Origin of the sequence: Kaistia sp. UC242_56, from assembly GCF_044452255.1 — a bacterium.
GTDB classification, from domain to species: Bacteria; Pseudomonadota; Alphaproteobacteria; order Rhizobiales; family Kaistiaceae; genus Kaistia; species Kaistia defluvii_A.
Map to the genome: position 1 here is coordinate 2654948 of NZ_JBIOAN010000002.1, position 15983 is coordinate 2670930.

Sequence of the window (15983 nt, forward strand, 5' to 3'; positions counted from 1 at the left end):
GGACCAGTGCAACGCCGGTCGCATCCAGAACTGAATTGCCGCATCCGGAACTAGAGCTGAAAAGGAATGACCATCCCGTCATAAGCGGGCTCGACATCGCCCGGCACATAGGCCGCAAGCGCCGTATAGTCGAGGTCGCCATGCATGTGGGTCAGGATGGTCCTGCGCGGCCTCAGTCGCTCGTGCCAGGCCAGCGTGTCATCGACGCTGAAGTGGCTCGGATGCGGCCGCCAGCGCAGCGCGTCGACCATCCAGAGCTGCATGTTGGCGAAATGCGGCAGGCTCTCGTCAGGGATCGCGCTGATATCGCTGGAATAGACGAAATCGCCAATGCGGAAGCCGAGGCTGTCGATGTCGCCATGGATCTGGCGGATCGGCAGGATGTCGAGCTTGCCGCCCGGGCCGTCGATCGTGAAGCCCTCCCCGCCTTCTATCCGCGTCCGGCCAAGGATCGGCGGATAGCTGCCGCCGGCAGGCGTGCGGAAGCAATAGCCGAACGCTTCTTCCAGTCGCTCCTGGGTGAAATCGTCCGAATAGACAGGCACCAGCCGGTGCGTATCCAGCCAGAAAGACCGCAGATCGTCGATGCCATGCGTGTGGTCGGCATGCGGATGCGTGAACAGCACCGCATCAAGTCTGTCGACCCGCGCATCGAGCAACTGGTTGCGGACATCCGGGCCGGCATCGACGAGGATGCGGGTCGGATAGGGGTGGTCACCGCGAAAGCCGTCGATCAGGATGGACGAGCGCGTGCGCCGGTTCTTCGGCTCGGACGGGTCGCAGGCGCCCCAGTCATTGCCGATGCGCGGCACGCCGGGCGACGCGCCACAGCCCAGCACGGTGATGCGCAGCCGATCGGCGCGCGGCGCCCCTGCTCCGCCATCAGCCATGATGGGCCGCCGCCTGGCCCGCCAGTGCGTCGCGCGGCACCTTGGTGAAGAGGCGCATGAAATTCTCCGTCGTCGCCCGCGCGATCTCCTCAGGGCTCACACCCTTGACCTCGGCCAGCACGGCGGCGGTGTCGCGCACATAGGCCGGCTCGTTGCGCTGGCCGCGATGCGGCACCGGCGCCAGATAGGGCGCGTCGGTCTCGACCAGCAGCCGATCCATGGGCACGAATTCGGCCACGTCGCGGATCGCCTGCGCGCTCTTGAAGGTCAGGATGCCGGAGAAGGAAACGTAGAGGCCGAGTTCCAGACCGACCTTCGCCAGCGCCGCGCTGGAGGAGAAGCAGTGCAGGATCGCCGGGAAGGCCCCCTTCCCCATCTCGTCGCGCAGGATGGCGATCATGTCCTCGTCGGCGTCGCGCGCATGGATGACCAGCGGCAACTGCGTGATGCGGGCGGCGGCGATGTGGCGGCGCAGGCCCTGCGCCTGCAGTACCTTGTGTTCGGCGCCGTAGAAGTAATCGAGACCCGCCTCGCCGATCGCGACCACCTTGGGATGCGCCGACAGCGCGACCAGTTCCTCGGTGGTGATGTCGGGCTCTTCATGCGCGCTGTTCGGGTGCGTGCCGATCGAGCAATAGACCTCGTCATGCGCCTCGGCCAGCGCGCGGATCTTGTCGAACTGGCGGACGCGGGTGGAGATGGTGACCATGAGGCCGACGCCAGCGTCGCGCGCACGCTGCATCAGCGCCTCGCGGTCGGCATCGAAATCGGCGAAATCGAGATGGCAGTGGCTATCGACCAGCATTCTGTTCAGGGGCTCGGCTGATTGCGTCATCGAGGGTGTCATGGCGCGAATATGGGGTGTTGAGTGCGCTGTCAGTAGCGGCTAACGGCCACGCTGTCGACCATTCTGGACAGTGGCGAGATCCCGCCTCTACAGTGCCCTATGTGACCGCAGGCGGCCGGGGATTCGCACTTGCAACTCAGCCAACGCACTTTTTATGCGATCCTTCCGAGACGCCTCAAGGAAGAGGCCCTGGTGCGCAAGCTGGCGGCCCGGCTCCCCGCCATGCAGGGCGCCCCCGCCTCGCTGGTGCTGAACCAGTTGACCGAAGCCGCCCGGCACCGCTTCCAGATCGATTTCGAGCGCATCGGCACGCAGTTGCACGTCAAGCTCGACCTCGACCTGATGGCGCGCGATCCCTACCAGTTCGAGATGATCTGGCGCCGCTTGCCGGCGCTGATCCACATCATGGCGCGCACCGCGCCGGGCGTGACCTCGGCCACGGCGAGCATTTCCGATGGCGGCGGCAACGTCCCAAACGAGCTCGCCTATTGCGCCGACGAGCCGCAGGCGATCCTGGTGCCGGATCCGGGCTTCATGAAGCCCGAGATCTACCAGTCCTTCCGACGCCTGGCCGAGAACCGGCCCGGGCAATGGGCCGCGCGCAGCGACATGCTGCTCTGGCGCGGCGCTATTTCCGGCCATGGCGACACCACGACCGACGCGATGGACATCGACGATCCCAACCTGAAGCAGCGGGTGCGCCTGTGCCTGGCGCTGCGCGGGTTGGATGATGTCGACGTCCGCCTGATCGTACCCGAGCGCGACCGCGCGGCGCATCCGGCGCGGCAGGCGATGGAAGCGCATGGCATTCTCGGCAGCTTCGTGCCGCCGGCGCGCTGGATCGACGTCAAGTTCGCCATCGACATCGACGGCCCGACCAATAGCTGGGGCAATCTCTATACGCGCATGCTGCTGGGCTGCTGCGTGCTGAAGGTCGGCTCGCCCGCCGGCTTCCGGCAGTGGTTCTATGACGAGTTCGTGCCGTGGACGCACTTCATCCCGGTGGCGGCGGATCTGTCGGATATTGTCGAGAAGGTCGAATGGTGCCGGACCCATGACCAGGCCTGCCGCGAGATCGCGGCGGCGGGACAGGATTTCGCCCTGCGCCGGACGCGGGAATCCGAAACGATCGGCACGGTGCAGCGGATCAACGACCGGCTCGGGCCGGGGTAGTCGAGGCTAGGCTAGTTCAGCCGGTTTCGACGGAGGGTCCTCAAGTCAGAAAGCCCCTCACCCCTACCCTCTCCCGCGAGCGGTAGAGGGGGCGCATCGCACCCAGTTCCAAGGTCGCAGCCACGCAGGCCTAAAAGCCCTCGCCCGCGTGCGGGAGAGGGTTGGGTGAGGGTCTTGCTTGCAACGTCCCGACGTCGCGCGAGGAATAACGATGCGGGCTGGCGCATGAGCGCAGCCCGGTTGTCCCTCACGCGGACTTTTCGGCCTCTTCCGCCTCGACATAGCGCGGGAAGACGCCGGCTGGGGCCGGGAGCGTCGATCCGGGCGCCAGGCGGCCGGCAGCGCCGAGCGAGGCGAAGCTGCGACCCGCCTCAGGAACCGCCAGCAGATCGAGCAGCTTCGAGGCCGAACCGGGCATCACCGGCTGCGACAGGATGGCGATCTGGCGGATCACCTCGGCCGTGACATACAGCACGGTCGCGGCGCGCTCCGGATCGGTCTTGCGCAATTGCCACGGCGCCTGGTTGGCGAAATAGCGGTTCGCCTCGGCGACGACGCCCCAGATCGCATTCAGCGCGTGATGGATCTGCTGCGAATCCATGGCCGTCCGGCAGGTCGGCAGCAATCCATCCGCGGCGGCGAGGATTTCCTCGTCGGCCGGCTGCAACGCACCCGGCTGCGGCACGATGCCGTCGAGGTTCTTGCCGATCATCGACAGCGATCGCTGCGCGAGATTGCCGAGATCGTTGGCCAGATCCGCATTGATCCGGTTGATGATCGCCTCGTGGCTGTAATTGCCGTCCTGGCCGAAGGGAACTTCGCGCAGGAAGAAAAAGCGGACCGGATCGACGCCATAATGCTCGATCAGTGAGAACGGATCGATGACGTTGCCGAGCGACTTCGACATCTTCTCGCCGCGGTTGAACAGGAAGCCATGCGCGAAGACGCGCTTGGGCGGCTGCAGGCCGGCCGAGAACAGGAATGCCGGCCAGTAGACCGAATGGAAGCGCACGATGTCCTTGCCGATGACATGGACGTCGGCCGGCCAGTAGCGCTGGAAGCTCTCGCTCTTGTCGTCCGGGAAGCCGACCGCCGTGATGTAATTGGTCAGGGCGTCGACCCAGACATACATCACGTGCTTCGGATCGCTCGGAACTGGGATGCCCCAATCGAAGGTCGTGCGCGAGATCGACAGGTCCTTCAGCCCGCCCTTGACGAAGCTGACGACCTCGTTGCGGCGCTCGTCCGGGCCGATGAAGTCGCGATTGGCTTCGTAATGCGCGAGCAGGCGATCCTCATAGGCGGAGAGGCGGAAGAAGTAGCTCTCCTCCTCGACCCAGTCGACGACCGTACCCTGCGGGCCATAGCGGAGGCCATCGGCGCGGACCTCGGTCTCCGACTCGGCGTAATAGGCCTCGTCGCGAACCGAATACCAACCGGCATAGGCATCCTTGTAGATGTCGCCATTGGCTTCCATGCGACGCCAGATCTCTTCCGAGGCGCGGTAGTGGCGCGGCTCGGTGGTCCGGATGAAGTCGTCATTGGAGCAGTTGAGCGCCTCGGCCATCGCCTGGAAGCGCGGCACGTTGCGATCGGCCAGCTCGCGCGCGGTGATGCCGTCGCGCGCCGCCGTCTGCACCATCTTGATGCCGTGCTCGTCCGTTCCGGTCAGGAAGAAGACGTCATAGCCATCCAACCGCTTGAAGCGCGCCAGCGTATCGGTTGCCAGCATTTCATAGGCATGGCCGATATGCGGAACGCCATTCGGATAGGAAATAGCCGTCGTGATGTAGAATTTCGGCGCTGTCACCGCTGTCTCGCTTCTTTTGTAAACGCAACCAATAGTCTGTGCGCCAGCTCGGGCCGGCCGTTCGACAGCTTCACATTCGGGTCGCGCGAGCGAGGATGTTCATGGTCGTCAGCACAAACTGTTTGCGGTCGAGATTGAGCGCCTCGACCTCAGCCGAAGACTGTCGCAGCTTTTCCCATACCTCCGCCCAAGTCGCAAGCGGCGTCGCCGCCACGCTTTCGGGGATCGGCGAGCCATCCGGCTCGGGCAGCCCGCGCGCGCGGCGGTTCAGCCAGGCGAAGACGAGATCGACGAAATTGGCAAAGGCTTCGTCCGCCCCGCGCTGCGCAACCAGGTCGCCGAGGCCGTGCGCCAGCGGGCCGTCGAACTGCGGAAACCGTGCCACGACGCGGGAAAAAGCACGTCCCATCGCGGCGGCGTCTTCATCGAGGAAGCCGATGGCGCGGCGCAGGCTGCCCTGCCCGGCCTCGGCGGCGAAGCGCCGGATGTCCGCATCGGCATCCGAATGTCGCCTGAGCGCCTCCTCGATCGCAGGCACCGCCAGCGACGGCAGATCGAGCCGGCGGCACCGCGAACGGATGGTCGGCAGCAGCCGGCCCGGGGCATGCGATACCACCAGGAACAGCGAGCGCTTCGGCGGTTCTTCCAGAATCTTCAGCAAGGCATTGGCCGCATTGGGATTCATGTCATCGGCCGAATCGACGATGGCGATGCGCCACCCGGCCTCGCCCGCCGTGGAACCAAAGAAGGGAATCGTCCGGCGGATCTCGTCGATCGTCAGGCTCGCCTTGAAGCGCTTGCCCTGCTCGTCCCAGGGGCGCGACAGCGTTAGGATGTTGGGATGTGAGCGGGCCGCGATCTTGCCGGCAGCCGGCGAATCCGACGGCACCGCCAACGTTTCGGCGTCAGGAGCCCGGGCAGGATCGGGATAGGTCAGTGCGAAGCGGGCGAAGCGATAGGCCAGAGTCGCCTTGCCGATGCCGCGCGGTCCGCCGATCATCCAGGCGTGGTGCATGCGGCCACCGCGATAGGCCTCGACCATCAGCCGCTCGACCGCGGGGTCGCCATGCCACTCGGTCTGCTCCTCCGGCAGCGGCCAGCCCTCGATGGCGTCGGGGCGGGTGATCTCGGACGCTGCCATGGTCTAGTTCACACTCTCGATCATGCGCTGGCGAACGCCCTGCCAGATAGCATCGGCGACAATGTCCTGCGTCTGGTTGGCATCGATGACGAGGCAGCGGTCGGGTTCGGCCGCCGCGATCGCCAGGAACAATTGGCGTCGCCGCTCGTGCCGTTCAACCGTCTCGCGCTCGAACCGGTCGGCGGGCCCCGCCTCCCCGCTACGCCGCCGCGCGGCGCGCGCCAGGCCGATCTCGACCGGCAGGTCGAGCATCAGGGTCAGGTCCGGCCGCACGCTGCCGATGGCAATCTTCTCGAGGCTGTCGAGCAAGACGGAATCGACCCCGTCCGATCCCTGATAGGCGCGGGTGGAATCGATGAACCGGTCGCACAGCACCCAGTCGCCGCGCTCCAGCGCCGGCCGGATCAGGCGATCGACATGGTCGGCGCGGGCCGCCGCGAACAGCATCGTCTCCGCTTCCGGGCCCAGATGTTCCGCCGCGCCGGAAAGGATGAACGCGCGGATCTGCTCCGCCATCTCCGTTCCCCCGGGCTCTCGCGTCAGGACGACCGTCTGGCCGCTCTCGCGCAGGCGCTCGGCGAGGCGGCGGATCTGGGTGGACTTGCCCGACCCCTCCCCGCCTTCGAATGTGATGAACCGACCCGGCAAGCGCGTCATAACTTCCATTGTGGCAGCCAGCCGATCAGCAATTGCTGGACGGCGTCGAGGGCGCGCTGATCCATTGAACCCTTGGCGATGGCGGCGGTGGTGAAGACGGGCTTTTCCAGAATCTGGGCATCGCCAACCCAGACGCGAACGACGCCGACCTGTCTGCCCTGCTCCACCGGCGCAAGCAAGGGGCCGGTATAGGTGATCCGAGCGCGAATCCGGTCGCGATTGCCTCGCATCAACAGGATGTCGAGCGGATCCTGCGTCGCGAGCCCCACCGAACTCGACGCGCCGCCATAGACACGCGCCTCGCCCACGACCTCGCCGCGATCGAAGAAGCGCAGCCGCTCGAACGCCGTATTGCCCCAGTCGAGCAGCTTGCGCGCCTCCTCGGCCCGCTCCTTGTCGGTCTCCAGGCCGCTGATAACGACGATCATGCGATGGCCGTCCCGGACCGCCGAGGCGGTGAGGCCATAGCCCGATTCCTTGGTGAAACCCGTCGACAGGCCATCCGCGCCAATGCCGGCGGCGAGCAGCGGATTGCGATTGCGCTGGTAGATGTTGTTCCAGGTGAAGTCCGGCTCGGAATAGATCTTGTAGAGGTCGGGATAGGTGCGGATCAGGTAGGCGGCGATCTTGTAGAGGTCCTCCGCCGTCACTTTCTGCGCCGGGTCCGGCAGGCCGGAAACGTTGGTGAACCGCGAGCCGGTGAGGCCGAGTTCCTTGGCCTTGCGGTTCATCATCTCGACGAAGGCGCCTTCGGAACCCGCGATTCCTTCCGCCAGGATGATGCAGGCATCATTGCCCGCCTGCACGATGGCGCCGCGCAGCAGGTCCGAGACCGCGATCGAGGATTTCAGCTTGGCGAACATCGTCGCGCTGCCGGACGGCGCGCCGCCCGTGCGCCAGGCATATTCGCTGACGGGAAAACTGTCCTCAAGATGGATCTTGCCGGCGTGGATGGCGTCGAACACGACGGCCATCGTCATCATCTTCGCCATGGCGGCCGGCTGGAACGGAGCGTCCTCGGCCTTGCTGTAGAGCAGCGTGCCGGAGTCGAGGTCGACCAGCATCGCATTCGCGGCCTTGCTCTCATAGGGAGCGGCGAGGCTCGCCCGTGGCAGCATTGCCGCGCCGACGATCATCAGCACGGCGCAGAGGACAAGAAGGCGGAGCGGGATCCGGTCGGAAAACATCACACAATACCGGGCGCGAGAACCAGAGCGGGAGCGGCCAGCGGCCGCCCTCTTCTGGTTAACAGGCTCGATGCGCCCCGATCAATGAAGATCGTGGTCAGCGGGTGACCAGATAGGCACCCGGCAATCCGGCGGCCTGCACCGAGCGAACGGCATCCTCGCCGCTCACCGAGCGATCGGCGAGAACCAGGCGCACCGATTGCAGGCTCTTGCCGCCGACCGTGATCGGCGTTGCCGTCACGCGGCCGAGTTCGGTAAACCGACCGGCCACGGCCTGCGCATTGGCGAGGTTCGAGAACACGCCGAGTTGGATCACTGGCACATCGGCGCTGCGTTCGGAAGCAACCCGCTCCACGGCGGCGTCGAGCGCCGACTGCAGCTTGTCCTTTCCGGCTGCGCCGGCGGCCAAGTCGGAGACGGCGCGCTGCGCCGGCGAGACCGGCATATCGGCTGCATAGGAAGAGCGCGCCGAGCGCCGCACCGGCGGAGCATACTCGTCCGACGAGATCGACGCCGGGATCGCTTCCGCGTCCGAAAATCCGACGGGGCTGTTGACCGTATACGAGCCCAGCGAACGCTCGCCGTAATTCGTTCCGGCATTGGCGTCGGGCGCCGCTTCCGCGACGACCCGGGGCGCCGGCTGCCCCTCATTATAGGCAATGGCCGGATCGAAGGCGGCGCCGCCCTCGTAGAAATCGGGACGCGCCCGCGGCACGGGGACCAGGGCCGCCATGACGACAGCCGGATTGGCGCTCGGCGCACGAAGCGCCGGGGTCGGCGCCATGGCCAGCATGGTATCGCCGGAAACGCTGCTGCCCGGACCCTTGTAGGAAGCCAGCAGCATGCGCTGGTCGTGGCCTTCCATCCGGGCCGGGCCGATATATTCGACCTTCACCTTGGCCGTGCCGTGATGCTTCATGTCGAGCACTTCGGCCGTGCGCGAGGAAAGATCCATCACGCGGTCGCTGGCATAGGGGCCGCGATCGTTGACGCGGACCATGATCGAGCGGCCGTTGCGCAGGTTGGTGACGCGGGCATAGCTGGGCAGCGGCATGGTCGGATGCGCCGCCGAAAAGCCGTCCATGTCATAGACTTCGCCATTCGCGGTGTAGCGGCCATGGAAGGCCGAGCCATACCAGGAAGCGTAGCCGACCGCTGTATAGCGCTTGTGCTCGAACGGCTTGTAGACGCGGCCCTTCACCGTATAGGGCTTGCCGACCATGTAGCGTCCGCCGCCCTGCGGCACCGGCTGGCCGTACTGGACCACGCGCGGGCTGGCTTTGACGCCATATTCCTTTTCGGAGAAATATTCCTTGCTGCGCTTGGCCGGCTTGGACGGGGCCGTGGCGCAGGAAGCGAGGAGCGCGGCAGCGGCGACGGCGGTCGCGGCTTTCAGCATCACCCTGCCCTGCGGCGCTTCCGAGCCGAACAGGCCCAGAACTCGTTTTTTTGAAATCCCCATCTCGCCTATCCGATAGCAGCAACCGTTGCATTTGTCGATTGGATCGACCGGTGCCGACGCCTTTCGGGCCAGGAAGGGGGAATGCCGCCACGCGCGCCCCGGTCCTGACATGAGATCGCATTCAGCCGGTTTGGCCTTTCCGGCTGGTTAATCAAACGTGGCCGAATTGCGTCAATTGCGCGGAACTCCAAGGACTTGGCGGGAGCGTTAATCAATCGTTCCCAATTTCGGACGCGGGACGGGTCATCCACATCTGGATCGAAGGTTGCGCTTGCATTCGCAAGCCGGGTTCAGCATTGATCCCGGATGGACCCGGACGGGTGGCCGAGTGGTTTAAGGCAGCGGTCTTGAAAACCGCCGAGGGTGCAAGCCCTCCGTGGGTTCGAATCCCACCCCGTCCGCCATAACTAATTGAATTCATTAGTTAAATTGCACTGAAGAGGTGCCCCTGAAATGCCCGTTTGATAAGAACGAAACGGGTTCGTTCGGGAGCATTCGGGCACCAAATGGCAGAAACGGGACAAAAGTCCCGAACAAAGTCCCGAACAGAGTTCCGGCTCCGTTCCCATCGGTAGCACCGGCGACCGACCCCGGTGGATCTCCACTAGGCGAATCTCGCCAGCTTGACGCCGGCCCTGCAGCGGTATGACGTATCTGCACCCGGCGACGGTTGCTCCCTACCCGACGAACGATGTGGAGCGTGCTGGGTTGGGGGGAACAGTCATGCAGCCGAAGCGCACTCATCTCTTGACTGGGCTGGCCGTAGTCTTGATCGCTGGCACACACGCCGCAGCCTCCGATGCCCTGCCTCGCTACGATGTCGAGACGTCGTGCGACCGGATCGCGCGGGCTGGCGGGGTCTATTCCGAGGCTGTGTGAGGAAGCTGTCTGGACATGGAACAGGAGCCTATGTGGAACTCCGCACGACATGGCCGACCATCCCGGCTGGGCTCCGAACGTCGTGCCATAGGGTCGCCGGCCTCAAGGTAAGTCAGTCCTACAGCGTGCTGAACTCGTGCCTGGAAATGGAGTCGAAGGCGGCGACTCGAAATAGCGGACGGCGCTTCCGCTATTGATGGCCATCCGCTCCCTTCCCCGTATCGCCGCCCTGGCAGCATTGCCCCTCGCGTTTACGATCAGTCTTGCGTCCGCACAGCCCCGAGACAAGACGGACTTCGTCTTTGACGGCGACACAATCCGGCTGGACGGCGACGTGATCCGGCTGTTTGGCATTGATGCCCCAGAAGGAAAGCAGACCTGTCGCGGCGCCGATGGCGATGATTGGGACTGCGGCGCTGCGGCAACCGCCTCGCTCCGCCTGGCGCTGGCGGATGGCCGGCCCGACTGCGACCATCGCGGCCGTGACATCTATCATCGCCGTCTGGCCGTCTGCAGGATCAACGGCCTCGACATCAACGACTGGTTGGTGCGCGAGGGCTTCGCCTGGTCGTTCAGGCGCTACTCCAGCCTCTATATCGCGGCCGAAGACGAGGCGCGCGACGCGCGGCGCGGTGTCTGGCAAGCCCGAACCGAGACGCCTTGGTCCTATCGATCGCGGATGCGCCGGGTCGAGGGGAATGGTAGCGCCAGCCGGGCGTCGTCCGAGTTCTCGGCCGCCAAGGTACAACCCTGCAATCCGAGGTCACAGCAGGAGCGGTTCAGCCGGCGGCTTGATCGCGGCGGGCGGACGGCCATCTTCCTTTTGGCCGCGCGCGACGATACGCAGCGCTCCGTCCGGCAACGGACGTTGCAAGGCCAGCGCTTCATTCGCCGGGCCGGCCATCCAGACGTCAATCTCTTCCTGAGTCGTCAGGATGACGGGCATGGCCTTGGGATGGACCGGCGCGACAACGTCGTTCGCCTCGGTCGTGAGGAAGGCGAATAGGTCGTTCGTCGTCTCGCCCTCCCTCACCTTCCGGACACTGGTCCAGTTCGTCCAGATCCCGGCGAAGAATGCGAGCGGTCGATCCTCCGACAGCGCGAACCAGACATCGCCGCCCTCGGCCTTGTTGAACTCGGAAAAGCTGGTGAAGGGAACGACGCAGCGGTTCGCGACGCCGAGCCAGCGCTGCCAATGCTTGCTCGCGACGTTGCGGACGTTGGTCGTGCCGGTATCCGGCTCCATGCGCAGCAGAGCCTTGAAGTCGACAGCCTGGCCCTTGGCCTCCAGCCTGGCCGCGCGCTTCTTCGTCGCCTCCATCAGGGCGAACTGCGACGACGGCATCCCCCATCGAGCCATGGACAACTCGCGCACGCCGTCCGCTGTGTTTCGGACGATCGGCGCTGAGTAGTCAGGAAAAATGCCCGGCAGCGGCGGCAAATTGCCGGCGTGGTCACGCATCGCGTTGGCAAAGGCGCGGATGGCATCCTGGGTTCGAGTCATCGAGTAGAGGTTGCACATCTCTGAATGCCACCTGCGCCGGTTCAGCACGAAGCTCTCTCACCTCAACCCAATGATCAAGCTAAGCCATCCAGAATTCGCTTTCGCAAGTTGCCGAATTCACCCTCCGTGATCGCACCGCTACTGCGGAGTGCCGCGAGCTTGGTTAGCTGCTCCACAAGGTCACTGGCGGACTGCCCTTCGCCTCCTCCCTGTGCCGTCACCTGGACCGGGGCAGGTTCCGCAAATCGAACGAGGCGCTCATCGTTTACGAACACATTCAAGCCGCTCTCGCCACCATGCGAACCCGCCTTCGAGCGATGAACGGCATTCATCGCCCAAACCAAGCAGATCAGCCATCCGATCAGTGTGGCTCCGAAGCACAGATTGACGACCAGAATAGCCCAACGATTCGGATGACCACGTGAGAACGCAATGATTGACGGAATTGCGTAGACCAGGGCGACGACAACCAAGATTGCCAGAAAGAATAGCACGACAGCGTCGTCTGAAGGAGAGCTGGTCGTCTGCGCCCAAGACAGGGTGGGGACCAGCCAGATAGTTGCGGCTAGCAAAATTGCAAGCTTGGGCGGGGACATAGTCAAACCTGCAGAATCCGCCGCTTCATACTGGCGAACTCCTCTTCGGTTATTGCCCCGGCTTGCCTCAAGGCGTTGATCTTCTCGAGCTGATCGATAGGTACGCCGTCGCGAACCGGCGCTAGAGGGCGTGCGCTGAATCCCGGCTCTCTGGGAGCTTGGCCCACTGGACTGATTCGATAATCGTCGCCATCCGCATATGGAGAGGGTCCAAAGCGATTTGTTTCCGGCATCGTGCCGCTCAACATGAAGTAGAGAAACACTAGGGTTCCGATGATAGGGATGAGCGCGATTAAGATCCAAACGGCTCCGCGATCTGTATCGTGAAGGCGCCTTACAGTGACTGCCAAGCTTGGGAAAAAGAAGAACACGGCAGTTATCAGATATAGCACCCCTACTCCACCGGGACTAAAGACTTCATCGAGGATGGAGGCAGTTATATTAATTAGAGCCATAATAAGAGTGAACCACCAGAATTCAGCTCTCGATGCTCGACCCGAAAAATCGAAATACTTGGAAATTGCAGTCGTAAAATGACTCATGATGCCCCGCGATGCCCTTTAGGAATGTGGCAAAACAGAGCTACATGTGACCTAGGGTTGCGTCAACAGAGGCTGCAGAACGGCATGAATATCGTCTCTAGCGGCTGTGCATGGACCGAAACGCGGGCATCGCGGAGGAGGCGGTTTTCCTTGTTCATCGAGACCATTGCCGAATAAGCGAACTTCGAAAGCCAGTGCAGAAGGAATCATCACGCACGCGGCTGATAGGATTCAACTCCTAGGCTTCTTGACTCTGACCGGCATGAGAACAAAATAGGAACATTGTTGACGGAGAAAAATCATGGGCGAACCAGCCGTACCTATGTCTGATGAGGCGCCCCTCCCGCTCGACGAACGCGTCGAGCGGTTGCTCGCCGCTCACAATTGGGATGCTCGCGTCGCTTTGGGGACACTGTTACTCGAGGTCGACATCCGTTCCGCCCGCATTTCATACGGCTTCGTTCGGGGCAGGCTACCGGATCTCCTATGACGGACCGCCAGCCCCTCACCCCCTGGGCAATTCAGGACCGCCTGGAGAAGAGGATCCGGGCAAGAAAAGAGGTCCGACTGACCTGGGAGACAGCCTTCGTCCTGCTCGAGGCATTGCGGGCCTATCTGGCCAATCCTCGACGCGACAAGATTGCAGCGATCATCTGCATGCGCCAGCACGTCAAGCGCGCGCCATGTCCCCAGCTTTGCCGGCGATGCCGCGAAACCGCTTGGGAACTGAAGTGCCTGTTCCGGGGCGAGGTCAACCCCTTCGGCGACAGTGACGACGACAGATAAGATTCAACGCGGTCTAAAATCGGATCGGCCGCGTGACGAGATCAAGGATCGCCCACCAGAGCATAATTGAGGCTGCGATGATCGCGGCATAAACGAAAGCTCTGGGCCACATGCTCCCTCACGAGGCTGGGCGGATTTCGGTGACACTTTTGCACAATACACATTGAGAATCTGCCACAGCTGCAGGACTGCCACTCGGATGGGGAGCGGAAGCCAATGGGCAAAGTACTGGTCGCAATGCTGGCGGCGATGATCGCCATGCCTTCAATGGCTAGCGCAGCGGTTATTCGCGCGTCCGAAACAGATGGTTGCCGGCTGGAACTTTCGGGAAAGATTGAAGCCGGCGATCTGACCCAGTTGCAGGCGCTCGCCAAAATCTTCGATCTGACGGGCCTCAGCGACTCTGGCGAAGCCAGTAACAGGGACGAAGAGGCCCTCTGCCTCGACAGTCCGGGCGGCCAATATGTGGAAGGCAGAGCGCTCGCTCATTTCGTTCATGAAAACGGCATCGCGACGCGGCTTCTGCCCGGGGCGGAGTGCTATTCCGCCTGCGCCGTCGTCTTCATGGCCGGGCGTCTGGTGGGAGGTGAAGAGGATTATCCATCCCGGACCATGCACATCACGGCCAAGCTCGGCTTCCACGCCCCCTATTTCAACTATTCCGCGAGTGAGACGTTCTCGGGCGACAAGGTCAACGAGACCGTCATCCTCAACAACCTGCTGCTGGCCGACTTCATCGCCTTTGGTTCGACCACCAGCGGTTTCCAGTACCGTCCGATGTTCCCGGTTTCGCTGATCACGGCCATGCTGTCAGCGACCCCGAACGAGTTCGAGATGGTCGACAGCCTCGACAAGGCCGCCAGATGGGGCATTGGCCTGGAGGGGATCGCGGAGAGAGGTATTGTCGGGCTGCAGGGCGTGCAACTTGCCTGCGAGAATTTCCAGGCCTGGGCGATTGACGCTTCAGCCCTGTCAGAAAACTACGGCACACAGCTGAAAGGCAGCCCCGTCGCGCGAGGACCCGATCGGCGGCATTCCCGCCCCCGTCACCGCCATGCTGATGACGCCGCCGCCCTACCGGCCCGGCGGCAGCGGCGGCGCGTGACGGCGAGAGACGCAGCCCGAAACAGTGATTAGCATGACCAAGACCCAGACCACCCGCGAGATCCTCGCCGATCTCGTCGGCTTCGACACGACCAGCGCCCGCTCCAACCTCGCCTTGATCGAGCATATCCGCGCCTATCTAGCCGGACATGGCGTGACCGCCGAGGTCTTCCCGTCGACGGATGGCACCAAGGCCAGCCTGTGGGCGACCATCGGCCCGGCCGGCCCGGGCGGCATCATCCTTTCCGGCCATACCGACTGCGTTCCGGTTGAGGGGCAGGCCTGGTCGAGCGATCCCTTCACGCTGACCGAGCGCGACGGCCGCCTCTACGGCCGCGGCGCCTGCGACATGAAGGGCTTCGACGCCGCCGCGCTGGCGATCGTGCCGGAACTGGTCGCCGCAAAACTGCAGCGCCCCGTCCACATCGCGCTTTCCTATGACGAGGAAGTCGGCTGTACCGGCGTGCGCGAAATGATCGCCATCCTGCAGGAGCGCGGCGAGGCGCCCGCCGCCTGCCTGGTCGGCGAGCCGACCAGCATGAAGGTCGTCGTCGGCCACAAGGGCGGGCGCGGCTATCGCTGTCACGTCACCGGCCAGGAGGCGCATTCGAGCCTGGCGCCGCGCGCCGTCAACGCGATCGAATATGCGGCCGAACTGATCGTCTTCCTGCGCGATCTCGCCGGCGAACTCGCCATCGGGCCGCGCGACGAGGAATATGACGTCGTCCACACCACGATCTCGACGGGCCTGATATTCGGCGGCACGGCCGTCAACATCGTGCCGAACGCCTGCTCGTTCACCTTCGAATATCGCAACCTGATCGAGGTCGATCCCGAGACGATCATCGCCCGCATCCGGGATTTCGCGGAGACGAAGCTGCTGCCGGAAATGCGCGGCCGCGCCCCGCAGGCGGACATCACCTTCGAGCAGATCTACGATTATCCCGCCCTGGCGATCGACCCATCGCACCCGCTCGTCACGCGGCTGAAGAACGTCGTCGGCCACAACGGCCACAGCAAGGTAGCCTATGGCACGGAGGCCGGGCTGTTCCAGCGGGACCTCGGCGTGCCGACCGTCGTCTGCGGCCCCGGTTCGATCGACATGGCGCACAAGCCGGACGAATATGTCTCGATCGAGCAGTTGGACCGCTGTGACGCAGCGCTACACAGGCTGCTGCTGTGACGGCAGGGGCGGCGCGCCCCTCGCTCATATCCTGGCGGACTGCGTCTATCGCGGCCCAAGTTGGTCGGGACATTGGGCGGATTGCGGGCGGTGGAACATCGAGATCTTTCGCCCTGCACGAAGGGTTCAACTGCTATAGCGGCGCTCAGTCTCAGCTTCAAAAGCTCTGCTGGCGAGCTAACAGAATACCCCACGTCGCCAGGCGGCGGTAACAATCTAAGA

The 15983-nt window shown here is 64.0% G+C and carries 14 protein-coding genes, 1 tRNA gene and 1 pseudogene; 6 read left to right on the forward strand and 10 right to left on the reverse strand.

The window, feature by feature from the left end:
- Positions 1-50 precede the first annotated feature (50 nt).
- Together ACHMWQ_RS15190 and ACHMWQ_RS15195 are read right to left on the reverse strand one after the other, a co-directional pair.
- Positions 51-890, reverse strand: coding sequence for an MBL fold metallo-hydrolase (locus ACHMWQ_RS15190; protein ID WP_396308098.1), 840 nt, complete (start codon positions 888-890; stop codon positions 51-53).
- Positions 883-1695, reverse strand: a complete 813-nt coding sequence (locus ACHMWQ_RS15195) for a TatD family hydrolase (RefSeq protein WP_396308099.1) — start codon at positions 1693-1695, stop codon at positions 883-885. Before ACHMWQ_RS15195 ends, ACHMWQ_RS15190 begins: the two co-directional genes overlap by 8 nt.
- Before the next feature lie 171 nt (positions 1696-1866).
- On the opposite strand from ACHMWQ_RS15195, the gene ACHMWQ_RS15200 reads away from it, so the two are divergent.
- Positions 1867-2910, forward strand: coding sequence for a glycosyl transferase family 90 (locus ACHMWQ_RS15200; RefSeq protein WP_396308100.1), 1044 nt, complete (start codon positions 1867-1869; stop codon positions 2908-2910).
- Between the two features lie 247 nt (positions 2911-3157).
- On the opposite strand, the gene metG is transcribed toward ACHMWQ_RS15200, so the two are convergent.
- The 5 genes from metG to ACHMWQ_RS15225 form a co-directional block, all read right to left on the reverse strand.
- The gene (gene metG / locus ACHMWQ_RS15205; RefSeq protein ID WP_396309454.1) at positions 3158-4753 is read right to left on the reverse strand and encodes a methionine--tRNA ligase; all 1596 of its coding nucleotides are present in this window, start codon (positions 4751-4753) and stop codon (positions 3158-3160) included.
- Between the two features lie 37 nt (positions 4754-4790).
- Positions 4791-5861 (reverse strand): DNA polymerase III subunit delta', encoded by a 1071-nt coding sequence (locus tag ACHMWQ_RS15210; protein ID WP_396308101.1) that lies wholly within the window; start codon positions 5859-5861, stop codon positions 4791-4793.
- A gap of 3 nt (positions 5862-5864) precedes the next feature.
- Complete coding sequence (gene tmk, locus ACHMWQ_RS15215; protein WP_396308102.1) at positions 5865-6518, reverse strand: dTMP kinase; 654 nt, start codon at positions 6516-6518, stop codon at positions 5865-5867.
- On the reverse strand, positions 6515-7705 hold the full coding sequence (locus tag ACHMWQ_RS15220; protein WP_396308103.1) for a D-alanyl-D-alanine carboxypeptidase family protein: 1191 nt from the start codon (positions 7703-7705) through the stop codon (positions 6515-6517). The genes tmk and ACHMWQ_RS15220 overlap by 4 nt, the downstream gene beginning before the upstream one ends.
- Before the next feature lie 97 nt (positions 7706-7802).
- Positions 7803-9167 carry a septal ring lytic transglycosylase RlpA family protein gene (locus ACHMWQ_RS15225; RefSeq protein ID WP_396308104.1) on the reverse strand — a complete coding sequence of 455 codons (1365 nt, stop codon included), beginning with the start codon at positions 9165-9167 and terminating at the stop codon, positions 7803-7805.
- A 314-nt stretch (positions 9168-9481) separates the two neighbouring features.
- On the opposite strand from ACHMWQ_RS15225, the gene ACHMWQ_RS15230 reads away from it, so the two are divergent.
- Both ACHMWQ_RS15230 and ACHMWQ_RS15235 read left to right on the forward strand, forming a co-directional pair.
- Positions 9482-9571 (forward strand) — tRNA-Ser (locus ACHMWQ_RS15230).
- Positions 9572-10242: 671 nt separating this feature from the next.
- Positions 10243-10629 (forward strand): annotated as a pseudogene (locus tag ACHMWQ_RS15235) (thermonuclease family protein); the annotation flags it as partial.
- A 180-nt stretch (positions 10630-10809) separates the two neighbouring features.
- Here ACHMWQ_RS15235 and ACHMWQ_RS15240 read toward each other — a convergent pair.
- From ACHMWQ_RS15240 to ACHMWQ_RS15250, 3 genes are read right to left on the reverse strand one after another with little or no spacing between them, the layout of a single operon-like run.
- Positions 10810-11568 carry an SOS response-associated peptidase gene (locus ACHMWQ_RS15240; RefSeq protein WP_396309455.1) on the reverse strand — a complete coding sequence of 253 codons (759 nt, stop codon included), beginning with the start codon at positions 11566-11568 and terminating at the stop codon, positions 10810-10812.
- A gap of 56 nt (positions 11569-11624) precedes the next feature.
- Positions 11625-12146 (reverse strand): superinfection immunity protein, encoded by a 522-nt coding sequence (locus tag ACHMWQ_RS15245; protein WP_396308105.1) that lies wholly within the window; start codon positions 12144-12146, stop codon positions 11625-11627.
- A 2-nt stretch (positions 12147-12148) separates the two neighbouring features.
- Positions 12149-12688 (reverse strand): DUF805 domain-containing protein, encoded by a 540-nt coding sequence (locus tag ACHMWQ_RS15250; protein WP_396308106.1) that lies wholly within the window; start codon positions 12686-12688, stop codon positions 12149-12151.
- Between the two features lie 486 nt (positions 12689-13174).
- On the opposite strand from ACHMWQ_RS15250, the gene ACHMWQ_RS15255 reads away from it, so the two are divergent.
- The 3 genes from ACHMWQ_RS15255 to argE all read left to right on the forward strand — a co-directional run bounded on the left by ACHMWQ_RS15255 (position 13175) and on the right by argE (position 15761).
- Positions 13175-13474 (forward strand): hypothetical protein, encoded by a 300-nt coding sequence (locus ACHMWQ_RS15255; RefSeq protein ID WP_396308107.1) that lies wholly within the window; start codon positions 13175-13177, stop codon positions 13472-13474.
- Between the two features lie 216 nt (positions 13475-13690).
- On the forward strand, positions 13691-14611 hold the full coding sequence (locus ACHMWQ_RS15260) for a hypothetical protein (RefSeq protein WP_396308108.1): 921 nt from the start codon (positions 13691-13693) through the stop codon (positions 14609-14611).
- A gap of 1 nt (position 14612) precedes the next feature.
- The gene (gene argE, locus ACHMWQ_RS15265) at positions 14613-15761 is read left to right on the forward strand and encodes an acetylornithine deacetylase (protein WP_396308109.1); all 1149 of its coding nucleotides are present in this window, start codon (positions 14613-14615) and stop codon (positions 15759-15761) included.
- Positions 15762-15983: the final 222 nt, after the last annotated feature.

What these genes read in the sequence shown, in the direction of transcription:
- ACHMWQ_RS15190 (WP_396308098.1), bottom strand. Translation starts at nt 890, where the DNA reads ATGGCTGATGGCGGAGCAGGGGCGCCGCGCGCCGATCGGCTGCGCATC.
- ACHMWQ_RS15195 (WP_396308099.1), bottom strand. Translation starts at nt 1,695, where the DNA reads ATGCTGGTCGATAGCCACTGCCATCTCGATTTCGCCGATTTCGATGCC.
- ACHMWQ_RS15210 (WP_396308101.1), bottom strand. Translation starts at nt 5,861, where the DNA reads ATGGCAGCGTCCGAGATCACCCGCCCCGACGCCATCGAGGGCTGGCCG.
- tmk (WP_396308102.1), bottom strand. Translation starts at nt 6,518, where the DNA reads ATGACGCGCTTGCCGGGTCGGTTCATCACATTCGAAGGCGGGGAGGGG.
- ACHMWQ_RS15220 (WP_396308103.1), bottom strand. Translation starts at nt 7,705, where the DNA reads ATGTTTTCCGACCGGATCCCGCTCCGCCTTCTTGTCCTCTGCGCCGTG.
- ACHMWQ_RS15225 (WP_396308104.1), bottom strand. Translation starts at nt 9,167, where the DNA reads ATGGGGATTTCAAAAAAACGAGTTCTGGGCCTGTTCGGCTCGGAAGCG.
- ACHMWQ_RS15240 (WP_396309455.1), bottom strand. Translation starts at nt 11,568, where the DNA reads ATGTGCAACCTCTACTCGATGACTCGAACCCAGGATGCCATCCGCGCC.
- ACHMWQ_RS15245 (WP_396308105.1), bottom strand. Translation starts at nt 12,146, where the DNA reads ATGTCCCCGCCCAAGCTTGCAATTTTGCTAGCCGCAACTATCTGGCTG.
- ACHMWQ_RS15250 (WP_396308106.1), bottom strand. Translation starts at nt 12,688, where the DNA reads ATGAGTCATTTTACGACTGCAATTTCCAAGTATTTCGATTTTTCGGGT.
- ACHMWQ_RS15255 (WP_396308107.1), top strand. Translation starts at nt 13,175, where the DNA reads ATGACGGACCGCCAGCCCCTCACCCCCTGGGCAATTCAGGACCGCCTG.
- ACHMWQ_RS15260 (WP_396308108.1), top strand. Translation starts at nt 13,691, where the DNA reads ATGGGCAAAGTACTGGTCGCAATGCTGGCGGCGATGATCGCCATGCCT.
- argE (WP_396308109.1), top strand. Translation starts at nt 14,613, where the DNA reads ATGACCAAGACCCAGACCACCCGCGAGATCCTCGCCGATCTCGTCGGC.